The 17,186-nt window shown below is 40.6% G+C and carries 16 protein-coding genes; 15 read left to right on the plus strand and 1 reads right to left on the minus strand.

Translation table 11 applies throughout. From position 1 onward, the window contains the following. Window positions 1-16 precede the first annotated feature (16 nt). The 14 genes from IE339_RS24415 to IE339_RS24480 all read left to right on the plus strand — a co-directional run bounded on the left by IE339_RS24415 (window position 17) and on the right by IE339_RS24480 (window position 14,610). Complete coding sequence (locus tag IE339_RS24415; protein WP_242176359.1) at window positions 17-886, plus strand: hypothetical protein; 870 nt, start codon at window positions 17-19, stop codon at window positions 884-886. 18 nt (window positions 887-904) lie between these two features. Further along, on the plus strand, window positions 905-1,507 hold the full coding sequence (locus IE339_RS24420) for an HD-GYP domain-containing protein (RefSeq protein WP_242176361.1): 603 nt from the start codon (window positions 905-907) through the stop codon (window positions 1,505-1,507). 106 nt (window positions 1,508-1,613) lie between these two features. Further along, window positions 1,614-1,931, plus strand: a complete 318-nt coding sequence (locus tag IE339_RS24425; protein WP_242176363.1) for a hypothetical protein — start codon at window positions 1,614-1,616, stop codon at window positions 1,929-1,931. Window positions 1,932-2,210: 279 nt separating this feature from the next. Continuing rightward, window positions 2,211-3,692 (plus strand): hypothetical protein, encoded by a 1,482-nt coding sequence (locus tag IE339_RS24430; RefSeq protein ID WP_242176364.1) that lies wholly within the window; start codon window positions 2,211-2,213, stop codon window positions 3,690-3,692. Window positions 3,693-3,774: 82 nt separating this feature from the next. Then, entirely contained in the window at window positions 3,775-4,293 is a 519-nt protein-coding gene (locus IE339_RS24435) for a hypothetical protein (protein WP_242176365.1), read from the plus strand. A gap of 16 nt (window positions 4,294-4,309) precedes the next feature. Beyond that, a complete protein-coding gene (locus IE339_RS24440) occupies window positions 4,310-5,758 on the plus strand; it encodes an S-layer homology domain-containing protein (RefSeq protein ID WP_242176366.1) in 1,449 nt (482 codons plus the stop codon). A gap of 16 nt (window positions 5,759-5,774) precedes the next feature. Then, the gene (locus tag IE339_RS24445; protein ID WP_242176367.1) at window positions 5,775-8,756 is read left to right on the plus strand and encodes an Ig-like domain-containing protein; all 2,982 of its coding nucleotides are present in this window, start codon (window positions 5,775-5,777) and stop codon (window positions 8,754-8,756) included. A gap of 74 nt (window positions 8,757-8,830) precedes the next feature. Then, window positions 8,831-9,277: a DUF5411 family protein gene (locus IE339_RS24450; RefSeq protein ID WP_242176368.1), complete on the plus strand. Its 447-nt coding sequence runs from the start codon at window positions 8,831-8,833 to the stop codon at window positions 9,275-9,277. 15 nt (window positions 9,278-9,292) lie between these two features. Next, the gene (locus tag IE339_RS24455; RefSeq protein WP_242176369.1) at window positions 9,293-10,135 is read left to right on the plus strand and encodes an SAF domain-containing protein; all 843 of its coding nucleotides are present in this window, start codon (window positions 9,293-9,295) and stop codon (window positions 10,133-10,135) included. Continuing rightward, the gene (locus IE339_RS24460; RefSeq protein ID WP_242176370.1) at window positions 10,132-10,956 is read left to right on the plus strand and encodes a P-loop NTPase family protein; all 825 of its coding nucleotides are present in this window, start codon (window positions 10,132-10,134) and stop codon (window positions 10,954-10,956) included. Before IE339_RS24455 ends, IE339_RS24460 begins: the two co-directional genes overlap by 4 nt. Window positions 10,957-10,969: 13 nt before the next feature. Then, window positions 10,970-12,427, plus strand: a complete 1,458-nt coding sequence (locus IE339_RS24465; protein ID WP_242176371.1) for a CpaF/VirB11 family protein — start codon at window positions 10,970-10,972, stop codon at window positions 12,425-12,427. A gap of 17 nt (window positions 12,428-12,444) precedes the next feature. After that, window positions 12,445-13,362 carry a type II secretion system F family protein gene (locus IE339_RS24470; protein WP_053400277.1) on the plus strand — a complete coding sequence of 306 codons (918 nt, stop codon included), beginning with the start codon at window positions 12,445-12,447 and terminating at the stop codon, window positions 13,360-13,362. Then, entirely contained in the window at window positions 13,363-14,202 is an 840-nt protein-coding gene (locus tag IE339_RS24475) for a hypothetical protein (protein ID WP_242176372.1), read from the plus strand. A gap of 21 nt (window positions 14,203-14,223) precedes the next feature. After that, window positions 14,224-14,610 (plus strand): hypothetical protein, encoded by a 387-nt coding sequence (locus IE339_RS24480; RefSeq protein WP_242176373.1) that lies wholly within the window; start codon window positions 14,224-14,226, stop codon window positions 14,608-14,610. Between the two features lie 190 nt (window positions 14,611-14,800). On the opposite strand, the gene IE339_RS24485 is transcribed toward IE339_RS24480, so the two are convergent. Further along, window positions 14,801-15,466, minus strand: coding sequence for a hypothetical protein (locus IE339_RS24485; RefSeq protein ID WP_242176374.1), 666 nt, complete (start codon window positions 15,464-15,466; stop codon window positions 14,801-14,803). A gap of 289 nt (window positions 15,467-15,755) precedes the next feature. On the opposite strand from IE339_RS24485, the gene IE339_RS24490 reads away from it, so the two are divergent. Beyond that, the gene (locus IE339_RS24490; RefSeq protein WP_242176375.1) at window positions 15,756-17,171 is read left to right on the plus strand and encodes a S1 family peptidase; all 1,416 of its coding nucleotides are present in this window, start codon (window positions 15,756-15,758) and stop codon (window positions 17,169-17,171) included. The last annotated feature ends 15 nt before the right edge of the window (window positions 17,172-17,186 follow it).

A 17,186-nucleotide genomic window follows, 5' to 3' on the forward strand; every position in this document is an offset into this window, starting at 1 on the left:
TTGGGACCATCCTTTCGTGAAAGGCTATATGAAACGACCCACCGACTATCAATTCTTTACCACAGTGGAACAAGCGCTATCTCTCTATAAGCGTCAGCGCATTGATGATAGAGATATCATGTTATTAAAGGTACTAGGCGACGCCATATGCGCCAATGAAGACCAATTAAGGCGTTACCTTTCATCTCAGATGTCACGATCAGAGGTATCAAAAAGACTCGATAAATTTCGTAAGTTATCCCTAGCGGATCGTTGGCATGTACGATTGAAGGATGATGAATATGAAGATGTTAAACCACCAGCCCCTTATACGTTAGGAATCGCAGGGAATAAGTTGTTGAAGTATTTCTATCCAGAAAAATTCTACCTTGATCCGAACCAATGGGACAAACTAGGCGTATACGGGTTACAGCGCTATGTAGCCGTTAATGAGCTTCGTTGTTCCTTAGTTGAGAGTCATGTAGTAAAGGAATGGGAATTCAAAGCAGAAATCAAAGGGTTTTCTCGCGCAAAGAGACCGTTTGCCGTTGCCAATGTGAAGTCACCAAAAGGTCTTCTTACCTTTATTGTGGAGCGTATTCATCGTGGACAAGACTTCCTCTCTTACTTGAAAGAGCGACTCAATGAGTGGAAAATCATCTTTGAAAAGACGAATCAGTTCCGGTTTTATGAGATGGAAGAGGGTGTACCGATTGTCGTCTTGCATGTATCGACGTATAGTTTAGCCGAGCATTTACAATATGAGCTGTTACTAGATACCTTTCCGTTCACCATTTGGCTTTGCGTGGATGAATTTATGCCAGAGGGAATTGAACGTAGCTTTGTCATTCCACGGAGTGATGGGTTACATCGAACCGCGCTAAACTTCTTAAAGAAAAATGACTAGGAGAGGAGGAATGAACGCTTGAGAAGCTATATAGAAGATGTGAGTTATGAGGACTTGTCCGGTTTAGCTTTGCTTCAACGTTATCGTCCTCTCTTAGAATTACTTAAGCACGATACAGCGACCTTTGCACATTCTGTACGTGTGGCTGAATGGTTAAAGCGATTAGGAATGAAGCAAGGAATGCACCAGGTGCAACAGCAGGAGCTATTTGATTTAGGGTTGTTGCATGATGTAGGGAAACTGCTTATTCCGTCTACAATTCTCAATAAGACCGCCTCTTTAAGCGATGGTGAATGGGTACAGGTCAAGGATCATCCTCTCAATGGGTATCGTATCTTGCAAAATGGCTCATACAGTACCGCTATTCGTATGGCCATTCTGCAACATCACGAGAATTTAGATGGTTCTGGCTATCCAGCAGGGGTGAAAGGGAACATGATTACGCACTATGCTCGTATGCTTCGTATTGTAGACAGCTATGACGCGATGACCACAATCCGAACGTACAAAGAAGTATTGAGCGAGGAAGAAGCGCTTGAGGAACTGGAACACAAAGCGGGTGTTTATTTCGATCAAGATCTTGTAGGTGTGTTTCATGAAATGGTGAGAGGTTGCTCTTAATAGAGAGCAATCTTTTTTTGTGCCAATGTACCTATTTATATGTTTCAGATGGTAAAATGGAATAGATTCTTTATCCGTATAGAGAACTAAAGTATCGGGGGAACCTATGACTCTTCTTGAACATGTTATTAATACTCATAGCTTAAACGTACTTAATCAAACCAGTCATCAGGAAGGGCAAGAATCTATTCGGTTTCAAGTGAAGGAGGATTTCGCAGAACATGTAAAAGCGAAATTCACTAAAATGTCATTTGAGCAATATGTCCATCACATACAGTCTATGGCTGCTCATGCCAATAGATACAACTCAAACCCAGAAGGCGTTCAACAACGTTTTGTTTTTAAGGATGAAAGCACATTGGAGTTTGAATTAACAGGATCTAGTTATATGCTTGCTGTATTTATAGCCAATTTGTTTGTTTAAAAATAAAATGTAACGAGATATAAACGTCTATACGGATAGTTGAATTAGAGTAAAAGGATAGTTGACTTAATTCGTCATATTTGGTATTATTTACTTACCCTAAATGGTGTTTTAGTGGAAATAAAACACCCTTTCAATAAGTTTGAACGAGTACGCTCTTGTAGCGTACTCACCAAATGACAATTTAAATTAACGGGACGACCCCGAATAATGGCAGATTAGCCCAGCTAATCCTGTTTTTATTCGGGGTCTTTTTGTTTGTCCGAAGGAGGGGAATGGATGAAGAAAATCCTAATCGCCGTAGGGGACGAGAAGTATACCCGTATCTTGCGGGATGAATTAAGTCCGGTGGAAGGGTTTAAGCTCTGTAAGAATGACGTGCATCACATGCGCTACTTACTTGAACTCATTGAAGATGAAGCGCCGGATATTGTTATTGTTCATGATGAGTATTTGGAAAGCTCCATTAAGGATGAAGTCGAACGTGAAACCGAATGGCTACAAACATTCAAAGCTCTCCGTTCGCGCTATGAAGATGGGTTACGAATCGTCTTTCTTTGTGAAAGGCAACGTGGCGATCATTTTCTAAGTGAACTGGTAAAGGTGAATGTACTGGATATCTTTAACGAAAATGCCATTGAGATGCAGTCCTTTACCGAACAGCTTCTAGATCGACCACGTTTCGCCCGTGTAAACAAGTTTGTACTATCGGATCGGGAGCTAGAGGATTTACAGCTGGCAGATAAACCACCCGAAGAAGAACCTATGGAACAGCCTGTTTCAACCAAGCAGAGCGTAGATCAAACCGTTGTAACACCTGCTAAACCAACCAAGCAGCCGATTGTGAAACAAAAAGTCGTTGAAAAGAAGATTGTTCAGAAACAAGTCGTAAAGCGCGAGATTAAGTTTGAGGTCAAACCCCAAACGACCGCTTTTGTAGGCGTTCCAGTCGGCAGTAAGCTCATTCTCGTCGGAGGAAATGGAAAGCGCACAGGCGCTACCTTCTTCTCACACCAACTAGCGTTTAAGCTGGCAGACTATCAACTGTCTGTCTCGTACATTGAAAATCCATTTGCCTATGCCTACACGTATGATCGTTATTACGGACAAGATGAAGCACCTGACTATGTGAGTCCTTTTTACACAGAAGTAGAGGGAGCGTTGCCCATGTGGGCACAGAGCCAGTCTTGGAAGTTGAATAACGTCAACATGGTCATTCAGAACCCCTTACGAGAAGAGGTATACGGGGAGGAGCTAACAACCGATAAGTTGTTACGAATCATTATGGCCCAGCGAACCACGTTCACGATTGTGGACATTGGGGATGCGTGGGATCACCCCGTTATTCAACCGCTTTTCGGCATGGCAGACCAGATCGTGCTCATGATTGATTCTGATGTGATTCAGACGCAAATCTTAATGGAGAAGCAGCCATACAAGATGTTATTTGATCACACAGGGTTAAAAGAGCACATTCGAGTGGTCATGAATAAGGCAAGCAGAGAGATGGCTAGTCACGAACTGTTTGAGAGCACCTACGATTACGTAGAGACGATTCCCATGCTCGATCGTGACGAAGTCTTCAAAAGTGAAATGAAACGTCGCCCTCTAAGCGAAAACAAAGTGCTTGATCCGCTGATTGACGAAGCGCTACAGCCGTTCATTGAAGAACTGGTTCCGAAGGAACTACAAAAGACGGCGAAAAAGAAAGCATCGTTTCTCAAATTTCCAAAACTCTCGATTAAAACCAATAGGCAGTGAATAAAAAAGTTGCAAAACGTACTTTTGTGTAGTACACTTAACTTAAAGGTAAAATATGGAAATTAAGAAAAGGGAGTGATTTATGGATACGTTATTTTTACTTGCCTTTTATCTCTGTATGAATATCATCACGGATGTGAAAGAGCTCAAAACCTATAACTATATGCATCTCGGATTCTTTCTTCTTAATCTGTATTTCATCCATTTATTCCAGTTAAGTTACCAATCGTACTTTCTTGTCATTGGAACGGCATTGCTGTTAGGGATCATCCTAGAAGGGGCACGAAAGCTGTCACCAGGGGACACGAAAATGTTTATGGTGGTTAGTGGCTACCTTTTTGTGGGATTTCCTTTCATATCATCACTCTTTATTCCGATAATCTTTGTAGGAACCTACCTCATTTGTTCAGCGCTTATTAGCTTGATCTTATTGGGGCTTGCTTATCTCAAAAAGATAAGAGGGCAGGAGTTCATTGAAATACATATCGGTACCTTTCATCTTGAATGGAAGAAAAGAGTAGGTGGACAGAATACATGGTCGGTTCCTGCAAGTCCAGCAATTCTGTTGGCAACGATTTTATTTATTGCACTGAGTGTGTAAAAAAGGAGAGATTTTGATGAAAAAGCAATTCGTTAGCACCGCATTAGGGGTTATGTTACTCGCAAGCCAAGCACAAGGGATTCATGCAGCGGAGAAGGTAAAATTCAAAGACGTTTCAACCAGCTCATACGCGTATCAAAGCATTACGGATCTCATTGAACGTGAAGTAGTATTCGGTTATCAAGGTGGTTTATTCAAGCCAAACCAAAAGGTCACACGTGGACAATTTGCTTCCATGATTGCAAGAGCGCTGAACCTACCAGCAGGTACAAGTAACTTTAAAGACTTACCAAAGTCAAAAGCGCTTTACAACGATGTCAGTCGTGCGGCACAAGCAGGCATTATTAAAGGGGCAAACGGTTATGTGTACCCAGATAAGCCTGTGACACGAGCAGACGTAGCGGTCATGGTAGAAAGAGCCATGAACATGAAAGGGAACTTCACTGAATCCGTAACAAACGGCTTCTATGATCAAAAGGATATTCCGGCTTATGCGAAAACATCCGTTGAACGTATGTATCGTTACGGAGTGATCAAGGGAGTAAATAATAAGTTTAACCCTATGAACTCCGCAGATCGTGCTGAATCAAGTTCATTCGTGGATCGTGCGCTTCTATTAATGGAAGGAAAGACACCTGTACCTGCAAAACCAACGGCTCCAAAGCCACCAGTGAACAAAGTCGATAAGGATATGACGTTAGCAGAATTAAAGGCCGCTTATCCTCAACACAATCATGTGATTGTAACACGTGTTATGAATCCAGAACAAAAAATTATAGTCGTTGACATGCTGGAAAAGTATTATAACTATCTTAGAGAGCCAGAGATTACTTATTTTAGACCAATTAACGAATATATGAGTCTTTATTACAACGGATATAAAGAAAGCATGTCTAGTTATTATAATTATCCTTTGGAAGAAGTAATTTCCTATAACGGAGTATCATATAAGGATTCAACTTTTATGCCTGATATTTTTAAAAAATCAAATTCAACTTATTATGAATCAATGCCATATCAACCGAAAGAACTAGGTAAATTCATTATCGATATTCACTATCATGACGATGATTTTGTAGTATACGGCCATGAGAACATAAAGTGGGATGTACTAGGGAGAAAGCCAGAACGAATTGATTACGCTTATCCGAAAGGGGATGAGTACATCGTTGACCTCAACAAGTCTCTAAAGTATGCGACAGGTGTTACCGTTGCTAAAGGTGGTCTAGAACTTGCGTATCAAGGAGATAAGATCATCCTTAAAAACGGAAGCACAAGCGCTACAGTCAATGGGAAAGCCATTACGTTGACTAAACCAGTGAAAGTGGATGGTGGCGTAGCTTATGGCCCTATTCGTGAAATTGTCAAATACATTGGGTTAGATTCACGAGAGGTTAACAATCAAAAGCGAATTGAAATTGCAAACTTCCCACTTGAGGAGAAAGCAGGTCTTTGGTTGAAGTAACGCTAGGAGGTACTATATGAAAAAGACAATCATGGAACGGAAGAAAGTGAGAAAGCGAGTTAGTAAGGCTTTCTTCCTGATGATTGTAATATCATTTATCGCAACAATTTTAGTTCCAGATCCTTCACAAGCTTTACAACGTGTAGTGGACTTTGATCACCCTAAAGCAAGTGAATTGTATTCAGATGATAATTTTGGTATCTCTCGGACAGACCACTTATATACGGGTACTGCATTTGCTGTGGTTAGAGGAGAAAAGACAGGAACCCTGGATGATCCAATAGTTTTTAGACAAAAGGGTAATTCTAACATCGGATATACATTCTATAAACCAAGCCAAGTTAAAACTGTGGCTTCAGCCATTAATGGTAATCCTGATTATGTCTATAATATGGTAAAAAAAACAACCCTATTTAAAACAATTCCCCCATCTACTAATGAAATATGGAATTGGACTAGGGATATTGGAAGGGAAGCAGGGGCTACAGTAGATCTGGAAGCCGCGCCAGGTAAGGATGAGAGCGGGCAACCAAAACTACGAGTAGTATTCTATGCTACCAAATATCCGACAGGTGCGATAACAGCACCAAAAACGGTAAAAGTAGGAGAACGATTTTTTATTGAGTTTGATGGACAAGAGTATGATCCTTACGATGAAAAAATTAAATGGGGCATCACAACAGATGGTCCGACAGCGACTATAACCTCAGGTGAGGGTAATGCGAATGGATTTACAAACAAATCAGTTAGTTATGCCTACTCCACACCAGGATTAAAAACCGTCACATACAAACTGACTGATCGTATTAATCGAACAACAGAATACAAGATCAATATTATGGTAGTTGACGCTGGAAAGCCATTACTTGAGATTACCCCACCAGTTGCTACGATCTATGAAGGTGAGACGCAGCCATATCGTGCGTATTATACGGATGAAGATGGCAAGCGTACCGAAGTGACCAAAGCGCCAACGGTAAACTGGACAACGGGTACACCATCCGTCGGAACGATTGGAAACAAAACAGGTGTTGCGACAGGAGTTAAACAAGGTCAAACATCGGTGGTCGTGCAATACAATGGCTTAAAAGCGACGGCCAAGTTAAACGTTTTAGCACCTGATGAGCCACCGCCAACCGAAGAACCACCGCCCGAAGAACCGCCACCTGTATCAGATGGAAGTTCGGGATGTACGCCACCACGAGACGTACCGAAGCGCTATGAATATGAAATGGATCTCTCCGTTTCACGAATTGACGCGCGGACAGTCGATGAAGGTAGCGACACGGTGACAGATGTATACGTCAAACGTGCGAACTTCTCATCGAGTCGTGATCAAGCAAAAGATGAATTTGCAACCTACATTCACGAGTTAGAGTCATTGAAAGCGACATGTGAGTCCAAGAAGGCCGCTTATGAAGCCCAAAAGAAACAAGGCGAAGCGGAAAAAGCTCAAGCCGAAAGTCAAAAGAGTGCTTCCGAAAGCCAACTCGCAAGCTTACAAAGTGGATATAGCTCTTGTCTGGCAATCCCCGCAGACAAAGATGGAAAATATCCTGATTGCTCAAGTTATAGTACAAGCATTGCGAATGCTCAAAGCGCCATAGCTACCGCTACGGAGAATATCGCCAAAGCCGAGCAAAAGATTAAAGAAAATGAAGCGAAAATTAAAGACGCCGAAGGGTTTATCGCTCTGTATGACGAGCGAATTAATTTAGCGAATGTGGAAGTCGAGTACATCAAGGCGAATGAAACGCAGTATTACACCGTTCAACCCACGGTTAAATTGCGATATGGACAGAACATCGTGGGTACCATTGCTGTTTCCTTAAAAGAAGGAGAAGGGCCGAAGCGCTACTCGTTCCCGAAATGGACATTAACAGGTGATGGAACGATTATGGCTCAGATCAATGAGACAGGTCCATACGATGAGTTCTACTATGATCCACTTGAAACTCGAAACGAGATATCACTCGGCTATAACCACCGAGTAGGGAATTTGCTTTACTCCGATACTCGATCAAACAACTGGAAGTCTATACCGATCTACGTGGCGTCCTATGCAACGGCGATCTGCCCAGCACCTACGCAGTACTTCAATACGTCAAGCGTAGAGGGCATTGTTCGAACAGTCAATGATGAAGGAACTAAGCGTGTCTTGAAGGAACGTGTCACCACAAGTTTTAGCTTGTTGCCACGTAAAGAAATGCGCGCAGGATATGGATTCGAGTACCGCATGAAGAGTGTCTATCAAAACTTCGATACCGAGCCTAATCCAGCGGATGCCACAGGCATGAAGCGAATGGAAGCGTACTTCCCAACGTTGGTGAACTACTTACCTTATCAAAAGGAAAGTGAAGGCTACAAAGTCCTGATGCAAACATCGGATGCAGCCGTTCCACGAATGGAGACAAGGGAATGGAAGTTACCGCCTGTTGCGGTGGAAGAGTTCTCTGGAAATACGTTTGCGATGAACAATAACGATTACTTGCATCATCCTGAGCGAGATCCGAACGAAAAAGTCATTACCAAAGACGAAAAGGGCAATAGCTTAAATCGTTGGTATGTGGATTTCAAACAACCGGATGGCGATTATGTGTTCAAGGTAAAAGGATTAGATGCAGGCGTGAATCATTTGAATACCTGTCATGTCGGAAACGTAGTAGTGAAGGGATCTCCGATGGGTGATCCAAACGACAATGATGATTTCGTTTATCGCAGTGTTGACCCAAATAAGCCGTTCCCAGCGGGAACAGGGTGGAACTGGACGAATCAAACGACTGTGTTCTCCACTTTAACAAACTGGTGGAACAATTGGCCGTATCCGAATCCAGATACGATTCCTGCAGGCTTCCATGAATATAGTCAGACGTTAACACCTGAAATAATGGAGAAAATACGACAATATAATAAAGCGCATCGCACCATCATACGGGATCATGTGTACCAAGATGAGTACACGCTCGATGGGAGCTTTGAACATTACATGGGTTGGTAGTTTTTAAGGTTTTTGGGTTACTAGAGAGGCATTTCTAGTGACCCTTTTATTCAGTAGAAAGGGGAGTGGGCTAGTTGTCTATACCAAAAATGGGCATTTTGGCGATGGGGTTGTTTGCGATTTTACTCTTCGTCGTCTCACTTGGACAAACAAGCACGGCTGACCAAGACGTGGATATTTCATTAAAACAAGCAACTAAATCCGCAATGAATGAAGGTATTAATAAAGGAACATTACGCGTGACGGAAGAGGTGACGATTAACCCGACTGTCACAAAAAATGCGCTGTATAAAGTGTATGCGGATCAAGACAACTTTAAAGATGGGCAAAAGAAAGTCATCATTCATTCGATTCAATCAAGACCCGCAATGATTTCGACCGAAGCGTACAACAAATTCGATGTTCCGATTTACAAATACGCAACGGATTGGGACAAGAAGAAACGAGATTCTTCTTCCATGGTAAGAGAGCAAGAAACGAGCCTTTTTGAAGCGAAAGATCTAGTCAAAACGATTAAATAATTGGAGGAACTACACATGAAAAAATCAAAGAAAATTGCCTTTTCCGCAGGAATTGCCTTAGCTATCGGCGTGATTAACTACACAGGGATTCATTACTACATTAATAGTAAGGTCGATCCCGTAACGGTTGCGTACGCAAAAGACGATATTCCACCGAATACGAAGATCACGAAAGAAATGGTCATTGAGCGCAGTGTTCCATCGTCCTCTTTACCGCCAGAAGCCATGGTAGCGCCATCTAGTGTTATTGGCAAATACACGGCTAATAACTTCGGGATCTCCAAACACAGTCTGTTCTACAAAGGAAAGGTGATGGCAGCCGAAAAGATGCCGAATTCATCCGTCCTGAAGCTCAAAAGTGGGGAGCTTGCGTTCCCGTTACTGGTTGATCTTGAAACCTCATTAGGAAATAGTATCCTACCTGATACAAAAGTGGACTTGTTCTTCCGTGGGAAGGTTGAGACGGTTCAAAAAGTCAATGGTTCAACCATTACGGTTGAAAAGCCAATCTATGGCCGTATTGCGAAGGGTGTTCGCGTGACAAGTGTAAAAGATACAGACGCAACGAACGTGTTTAGCGATACAAAGAAAAAGCAAAATGGTGGGTTTGCAAGTCCGACAACGGGTGAGGGGAAAACAGCCCTAGCGAAGATTTATACGTTTGCCGTTGATGAGCAAATCAATGAAGTGTTAAATAAAGCCACGCTGTTAGGAGAGATTCGCCCAGTGGCAACAGGTAGTGATGAAATCGACACAACGATGTCAGACGATGACATTGTCAGCTGGATCGAAGGGCAATCCTTTCAATCCGCTTCACCTAACGATTTAGTAACGAAAAAGGACGGGGATCAAGAATGAAACTAGTCGGATTTTATGCAGATTCATCTAACGTGGGGAAACGTACCGTTTCCCAAGCGCTAGCAAAAGTAGCAGCCGAACATAAATATAAAACACTTTACGTTGAATTGGATTACTTACGTCCCTCTTTTTACACGACGACAGGCATTACACACACGTACAAGAATGCGTTCATGTACTTAGACAAAGTCATAAATAAGGGGCAGTTTGAAGTCGAGCCGAACATTTTAACGCGTGATGAAATTGACATTAGCAATAAAATCTTATCGGACCAAATTCGTCGCTTACCAGGAAGCTTGGATTACCTTGTTTTTCACAACGAATACATCGTGGAGAACTTCCCAAGTATTGAGGATCGCAAAGACCCTGCCATCTATGCCAAGGAGCTGTGTGAGAAGTTTGCCCAGCATCTACGTTTCTTATCATACGATTTAGTGGTCATTAGCTTACCTACACCAATTGACAACATGTTTACGCTCCCAATGATGTTACAGCTTGATCATGTGGTTCATCTTGTGACACCAAATTTAACAAGAATAAGAGAGTTCCAAAATTCTGAACAGATTTTAGCGAATCTCACCAACCAAGATCATATTCGCGTGTTGAATATGTTGCCACAGGGCATGGAAGAAGAAATCTTCTCGGATCAGCTTCCAAATCTTGATTTAGCGATTTCATACGATGAAAAACTATTGCCGGAGCAGCTTGAATTAAAAATCGGCAGTGAGAAGATCGACCGTGAGGTCATTAAACTCTTGAATCGCATGGACGTTCATATTGCGGACGCGAAAAAATCCAAACGAATCTTCTCATTAAGATAAGGAGGGCGAATGTATGACTCATAACGTCATTGATATCACAAAACTAGTACCGATTCCCAAGACACCAGCTCCTCCGACCAATCAAATTGAGCTAGATCGTCTCATTTATACACTCAAGTTTGGGGATCATCATCCTTTGCGGGATGAAGCACAACTGAACCAAACGTTGCTTCAAGAAGTACAAGATTTTCTGATTGAAGAACACGCCACGCTCGTTCGAGAGTCCTTCGGAAATCGCGTGAAGAAAAAGGTACTTCAAAAGATCATTACACAGTATCTCTCACAAAATGCTAAGAACAATATGAACGGATATGATTTAGGACAGCTTTCGAAACAAATGGTGAATGAAATCTCAGGGCTTGGCGTGTTTGACGTCATTCTGGAGAGTGGGGATGTAACCGACGTTGCCTTTAACGGAACGGAAATATGGATAAAAGATAACCAAAAAGGCAAATACAAAAGCGACTATTCCATTACAAGTGACGAAGTGGAGAAGATCGCGACGAAGATTGCGAGGGCAACAGGGCGCACCTGGAACTACACTAAGCCAGAACTCGACGCAGAGCTTGGCGCGCTTCGTATTAATGCGATGGATAAAGACATCGCCACGTACGGCGTGACGTTGGCCATTCGTAAAGCATCGGAAGACCTTCGCGTAACGGAACAAAACTTTGTCAAAAGTGAGTTAGGAAGTGAACTCATTCGAGACTTTTTGAAAGCCTGCATTGCAGCCAACTGTAACATCTTAATCACAGGGGAAACAGGGACAGGGAAAACAGAGCTATTGAAATATTTACTTGGCTTTACAAATGATAAAGACCGCATCAACTTGCTTGAAGATACACGCGAAATGAATTTAAAGAAGCATTATCCGAATAAGGATATCATGGCGTGGCGTACACGAAGTACGGAAGACATGACAAAGTCCATTGGCTATGAGCGCTTATTACGTTCTTCTCTACGTAGTGACCCTGAATGGATCGTGGTGTCTGAAACAAGGGGTGGAGAAGCGCTTGATATGATCAAAGCCGGTATGACGGGGCATCGAATTGGGACTTCTCTTCACTCCAAGTCAGCCAAATTAGCGCCTAATCGTCTAATTACGATGGCACAAGAAAAGCAACAGATGGATAACGAAACGTTAGGCACAATGATTACCGATGTGTTTGATCTAGGTATTCACATCGAAAGAGACCAAGAAGACGGAACACGTCGCATTGTAGAACTCGTAGAATTTAAAGGATTTTTACAAGGCAAAACGTTGTCGAATACCATCTTTGAGTACGCAATCACAGGGACAGAAAAAGTGAATGTGGATGGTCAAATGAAGTTTCGTTCGATTAAAGCACATACCTTTGTAGATCGAATCAGTGAGGACTTAGGTAAGAAACTATTAGAATCCAATGAGCTAACTGAAACATTAATACCATTGCTTCCTGAAAAGTGGGCAAAAGAAGTAAACATTTTGTAGAAAAGAGGGAAGCAAACATGTTATGGATGGTGCTGTTAAACATAGCGGGGGTACTGGCGATATTATTTATCGCCACCTACCGCAAGAAATATAGACATTTACGGGTGAATGCCCGCCAAATCGTAATTCGAAGCAAGTTTTTAAATAGCCCTTATGGGAAGTGGATGAACCCCCTTCAAGTCATTGAGGGAGGGAAGAAAGCCCGCTGGAACATCGACTTCCGTAAATACTGGTTTTTAGTGATTATCGGATCGGCCGTAGCAATTGTACTGTTATACATCTTCTTCCGAGCGGTCATGATTGTTCCGTTAGGCTTACTGGGAGGGTTTGCGCTGCCGAACGTTCTCTTGTATTACCGCAAGCGAAAATATGATGATATGCTCTATACGCAATTGAGCGCCTATGTAAATACATTAGCCAACTTAGTCTCTACATACGATAACAACGTGTTCCGTGCGTTAAGTGAAGTGGCAGGCTTTATGGATGATCCTGTTAAGCAGGACATTATTCAAATGGTTCGTAAAATCGAACACAACATACCGATGAAAAAAGCCTTTGATGATTTTTATCAAACGTATCCAATCGAACAAGTCAAAATGCTTCATGATATGTTGCTTCTCATTGAGGATTACGGAGGAGAAAACAGCGACGTGCTCTTTAGCATCGCAGAAAACTTCGACCGTGCCTTGATTAATCGCAAAAAGGTGCGGGATGCGAAAGCACCAAACCGTAAAGCGTTCTACTCCTTAATGACGTACTTAATCGGAATGCCTTTTGCCCTTATGATCTTTAGCTATGACTACTACCTCACCTTTGTTCAATCGATGGTAGGTAAAGGAATCTTTATTGTTGTCATCATCGTGGGTGCGTTCTCAGCCATTAAGATCGAGCGCATTTATGATAACGATAAGATCCTACAGCAAGGAGGCAATTAAATGAATACGATACTGTTTATCTTTTCATTAGTCGTAGCGGCACTTGCGCTCGTCTTTATGTTCATCGTGCTCGATATTAGCAATCAGAACTTCCTCACGAGGGAATTGAACGGGAAAAAGCGTAAATCAAGTGGCGTTAAATACATTCGATTGCCACAAAAGCGACAGACAGAGTTACAAGCCGATTTAAAAGAAGTCAATCAAGAGATTTCACCAGAAGAGTTTGTGTATAAAAAGGTCCTGAAATCACTTATTGTGTTTATTATCATGGCCGTGGTTACAGTGGTATTTGTCAAAGACCCGTTGATGTGGGTACTGGTGTTAGTCGTAACTGGTTATACGTACATTCAACCTAATCGTGCGTTGAAGCGTGTAAAGCGCCTAAAAGCCGCTCAAAAGAAGCTTGAGTTTCCACGCTATATTAAGAGCTTAACGACACTGATGCGCAGCCAAACGGCTTTTGAAGCGTTGAAGAAATCCGTTGAGTACGCACCGGCGAATATTCGTCCGTTAGTGGTCATGTTAATTAATGAGATGACTTTATATCCTAAGAACATTGAGCCGTTTATGAACTTCTCCGATCGTCTCGGCATCGCAGAATCAAAACAATATATGTTGTTACTGTATCAAGCGATGGAATTAAGCGAAGAGAACAGCCGTGAGTACATCGAAAAGCTGTCTCGCATGAACGAACAAATGGAAGCCGAAGCTGTTAATCTACTCGTGGATTCTGAGCCGTCTAGCATGTCCAAATACGTGTTTGCGATGTTAACGGCTATGATTCTATTACCAATGAGTATCGCGCTTCTCACGATGTTTAATATGTTCTCAGATATGTAGTCACAGAAGGGAGGAAGAAAGATGTCTGAAGGTGTAAATGTAGCGATTTTTGCCATCTTTTTATGGGCACTCGCCATGTTTAGCCCCGAGTTCGCCGCTCATGCGACACGCGCTGTCCAAGCCAATGAGCTGAAAGAATATGCGATCCAGCAAACGGCCAAGTACGGAGGGTATACAAGCGAAGTGCAAGCAAAGATCGAAAAACGTATGAAAGAGTTTAATATGTCGCCTACTGATTGGGAAGTGATTCATCCAACGAATGCCGTAAACATGGACCAAACGTTTGAAATTGAAGTGCGAGGCAAGTATGAATACCGTGTCTTTAATTTGTTAGGAACGGGTGTGGGGCATAAAGATGTGCCTGTGAAAGCAGTAGGGTCTGGATTAGGACAAGTTCTGTATAGGTAAGAATTCTGTTATCAATTTTACAGTGTATGAATTCTACCGATAATCAATTTAGGTTCTAAACAAGTTGGGAATTGGTTTTTATGACGGATTTTTATTAAATAAATGTATTTTATAAATTCTTTTACCACTTTTAAATAGCTAGTTAGGTCATAGCGTGTCATTAGTGACACGCTATGTACCTACTAGCTATTTATAATTGTTTGTTCTCTTTATTTAAACCATCTTCTTCTAGTTCTTCGATGCAAATGTCTATAATTTCAAGTATTAAACCCATTCTTTTCTTATTGTCGCTAAGTTTATCACTAATTACACCAATAGTGATAAATATGACAAATACAAAAAGAAAACTACTATATACATCCGCACCACTAAATTTGGCTAGTAAATCTTTTATAAAGTATATTGCGACCGATGAGAGAAGGGCCAAGGCGGCTTTAAAGTACAATTCTTCCGCATTTTCTTTAATCACTTGATTGTAAAACGCTCTGTACAATTTTAACTGCTCTATATTTTTACTCGTTGTATCCATTATTCTAGATTTTATTAATGTTAAATTATCAATTGTTTTGTACTTTTGATCAATTTGGGTAAAGAAATAAGTTAACTTTTCATCATAATCTATTAGTTCATCCATCCATTCAAATAGAGATACGTTCTTTTTGTACTTTCTTTTTTTTGTATTGACAGAGAATAGAATTGATAATATGGCTATGTACATATATACAACAATTAATGTTCCAGCTACACTTAATACCCACTTAGGAAGCTTTAGTTCTATTATTGTGAGAAAAATTAAAAGTGGAATGAGTAGTATGAAACATGCAAACTTAATCAACTTAAATAGTTTTGACTTCATTCAACCTCTTACCTTTATCATTTATTTATAATCTCTTTTTTTTAAAATCTATATAAAAATTATACCAAATATTATATTGTAATTAATTATTTTTTATAAAAAATTATCCATTTTAGTAAATAAAATCATTTGTGATCAATCGCCTTTTGAGGAGATGATTAAGTAATATCTGTACAATAGAAGTAAAATCCGATACGCAATAGTTACATTATTTTATTTGGAATTGTTGACATTAAAATACATAATAGTATATTGGTATATGAAATGAAAATAAAAGGAAGGTGTTTTTTTGAAGAAAGTATACTTAAGTTTATTATTAAGTGTGATCCTTGTTTTATCAATTTTTACAGCATGGGGACAAGTGGATGCACAATCAGAAAAGGAATTTGAGCAACAAGTAAGTGAAGTGTCATCTGAAACAATTAATAACGAGAATGAAGTAATTGAAGGAGCGGAAAAGCAAAATGAATTAAAAGAAGACCTTAACAGAGAACTTCAAAAGGAAGGTGTTAATATTGATAACATTTCTGCCGAGGGTGATTATTATTATAATGATAATCAACAAATTGTTGTTCTTCTAAAAGATAATAATAAGTTAAGTAATGTGCCAGCTAAACTAAAAGAGATAAATGATAAGCCTAATAAAGATAAGATTTTAAAGATTAAAGAGAAAGTAGAAAAATTAAACAAAGGCAATATAACTCCTAATAGTAAATCCCGAACAATCCCTTCGTATATTGTTAAAAATGTAAATTTTTCCTACGATGAATTATACCAAATGTATGATAGCTTCTTTAAAGATAATAACGATATTTTATTTAGTAAATCTACAACTCTCATAATTAAACCAGAAACCAATAAGCTCGAAATTAAAACCTCAAATTTGTCAAAATCCGATACTAATAAACTATTAAATAGATATCCAAATGCTTTAGATATCTTAGTCAATCCTGAATATACGGTAAATACTGAGTATGCTGCAGCCAAGGCTAGAAAAGATGACTGGAACAGTTTAGGCGCTGGATTAGCAATAACTTCAGGAGATACATTGTGCTCCACGGCGGGGGTTGCCTACAAAGGTAACAAATATTTCTTAATAACGGCTGGACATTGCACTCAAAAAATTGGGGATATGTGGTCTCAATTCTTCTTTTATGATGTTGGTCATGCACATTTAGATGCTAGGGCTTCAGACTACGATCTAGGCTTAATATCAATTGATCCTGTAGATATTCATTTGACCATTCCTGGGGGGAGATATGCGTCAAACGGTTTGTACATGAATGGAGCTGAAGCGTCAGCAGGAGGGTATGATTCTCATTTTTCGGGAACTGCACGTCCAAAGAAGGGTCAAAAAGTGTGCAAAACAGGATGGACTACGGGAAATACGTGTGGCAAGATAATAGATGCGGATTCTACCGATGGTTTTTTTGGTGAGAGACAAATAGTGGTGGATGTAATTCCAGGAAAAGGAACATACACAGGGGATTACCTTTTAGGGAAAGGTGATAGTGGTGGCGCGCTATTTGATCCAGTAAATCACACATTGATAGGAATTACTTCTAAATTTATAAAAGAAGGTACTTATGGTCCAGATTCTGCACCCGTAGGAAGAAGGGGCTATTTCACTCCCTTTACAGAAGTAGCTTTAAAATATAATTTATATTTGTATACCAATAATGCACGAACATTAATCCCCCTTTAAATGCTTAAAAATAAA

The sequence above is a fragment of the Priestia koreensis genome (genome assembly GCF_022646885.1).
Classification (GTDB): Bacteria; Bacillota; Bacilli; order Bacillales; family Bacillaceae_H; genus Bacillus_AG; species Bacillus_AG koreensis_A.

Excerpts from the sequence above, each read along its gene's own strand:
- IE339_RS24425 (WP_242176363.1), top strand. The coding sequence starts at position 1,614 with ATGACTCTTCTTGAACATGTTATTAATACTCATAGCTTAAACGTACTT.
- IE339_RS24430 (WP_242176364.1), top strand. The coding sequence starts at position 2,211 with ATGAAGAAAATCCTAATCGCCGTAGGGGACGAGAAGTATACCCGTATC.
- IE339_RS24435 (WP_242176365.1), top strand. The coding sequence starts at position 3,775 with ATGGATACGTTATTTTTACTTGCCTTTTATCTCTGTATGAATATCATC.
- IE339_RS24440 (WP_242176366.1), top strand. The coding sequence starts at position 4,310 with ATGAAAAAGCAATTCGTTAGCACCGCATTAGGGGTTATGTTACTCGCA.
- IE339_RS24445 (WP_242176367.1), top strand. The coding sequence starts at position 5,775 with ATGAAAAAGACAATCATGGAACGGAAGAAAGTGAGAAAGCGAGTTAGT.
- IE339_RS24455 (WP_242176369.1), top strand. The coding sequence starts at position 9,293 with ATGAAAAAATCAAAGAAAATTGCCTTTTCCGCAGGAATTGCCTTAGCT.
- IE339_RS24460 (WP_242176370.1), top strand. The coding sequence starts at position 10,132 with ATGAAACTAGTCGGATTTTATGCAGATTCATCTAACGTGGGGAAACGT.
- IE339_RS24465 (WP_242176371.1), top strand. The coding sequence starts at position 10,970 with ATGACTCATAACGTCATTGATATCACAAAACTAGTACCGATTCCCAAG.
- IE339_RS24470 (WP_053400277.1), top strand. The coding sequence starts at position 12,445 with ATGTTATGGATGGTGCTGTTAAACATAGCGGGGGTACTGGCGATATTA.
- IE339_RS24475 (WP_242176372.1), top strand. The coding sequence starts at position 13,363 with ATGAATACGATACTGTTTATCTTTTCATTAGTCGTAGCGGCACTTGCG.
- IE339_RS24480 (WP_242176373.1), top strand. The coding sequence starts at position 14,224 with ATGTCTGAAGGTGTAAATGTAGCGATTTTTGCCATCTTTTTATGGGCA.
- IE339_RS24485 (WP_242176374.1), bottom strand. The coding sequence starts at position 15,466 with ATGAAGTCAAAACTATTTAAGTTGATTAAGTTTGCATGTTTCATACTA.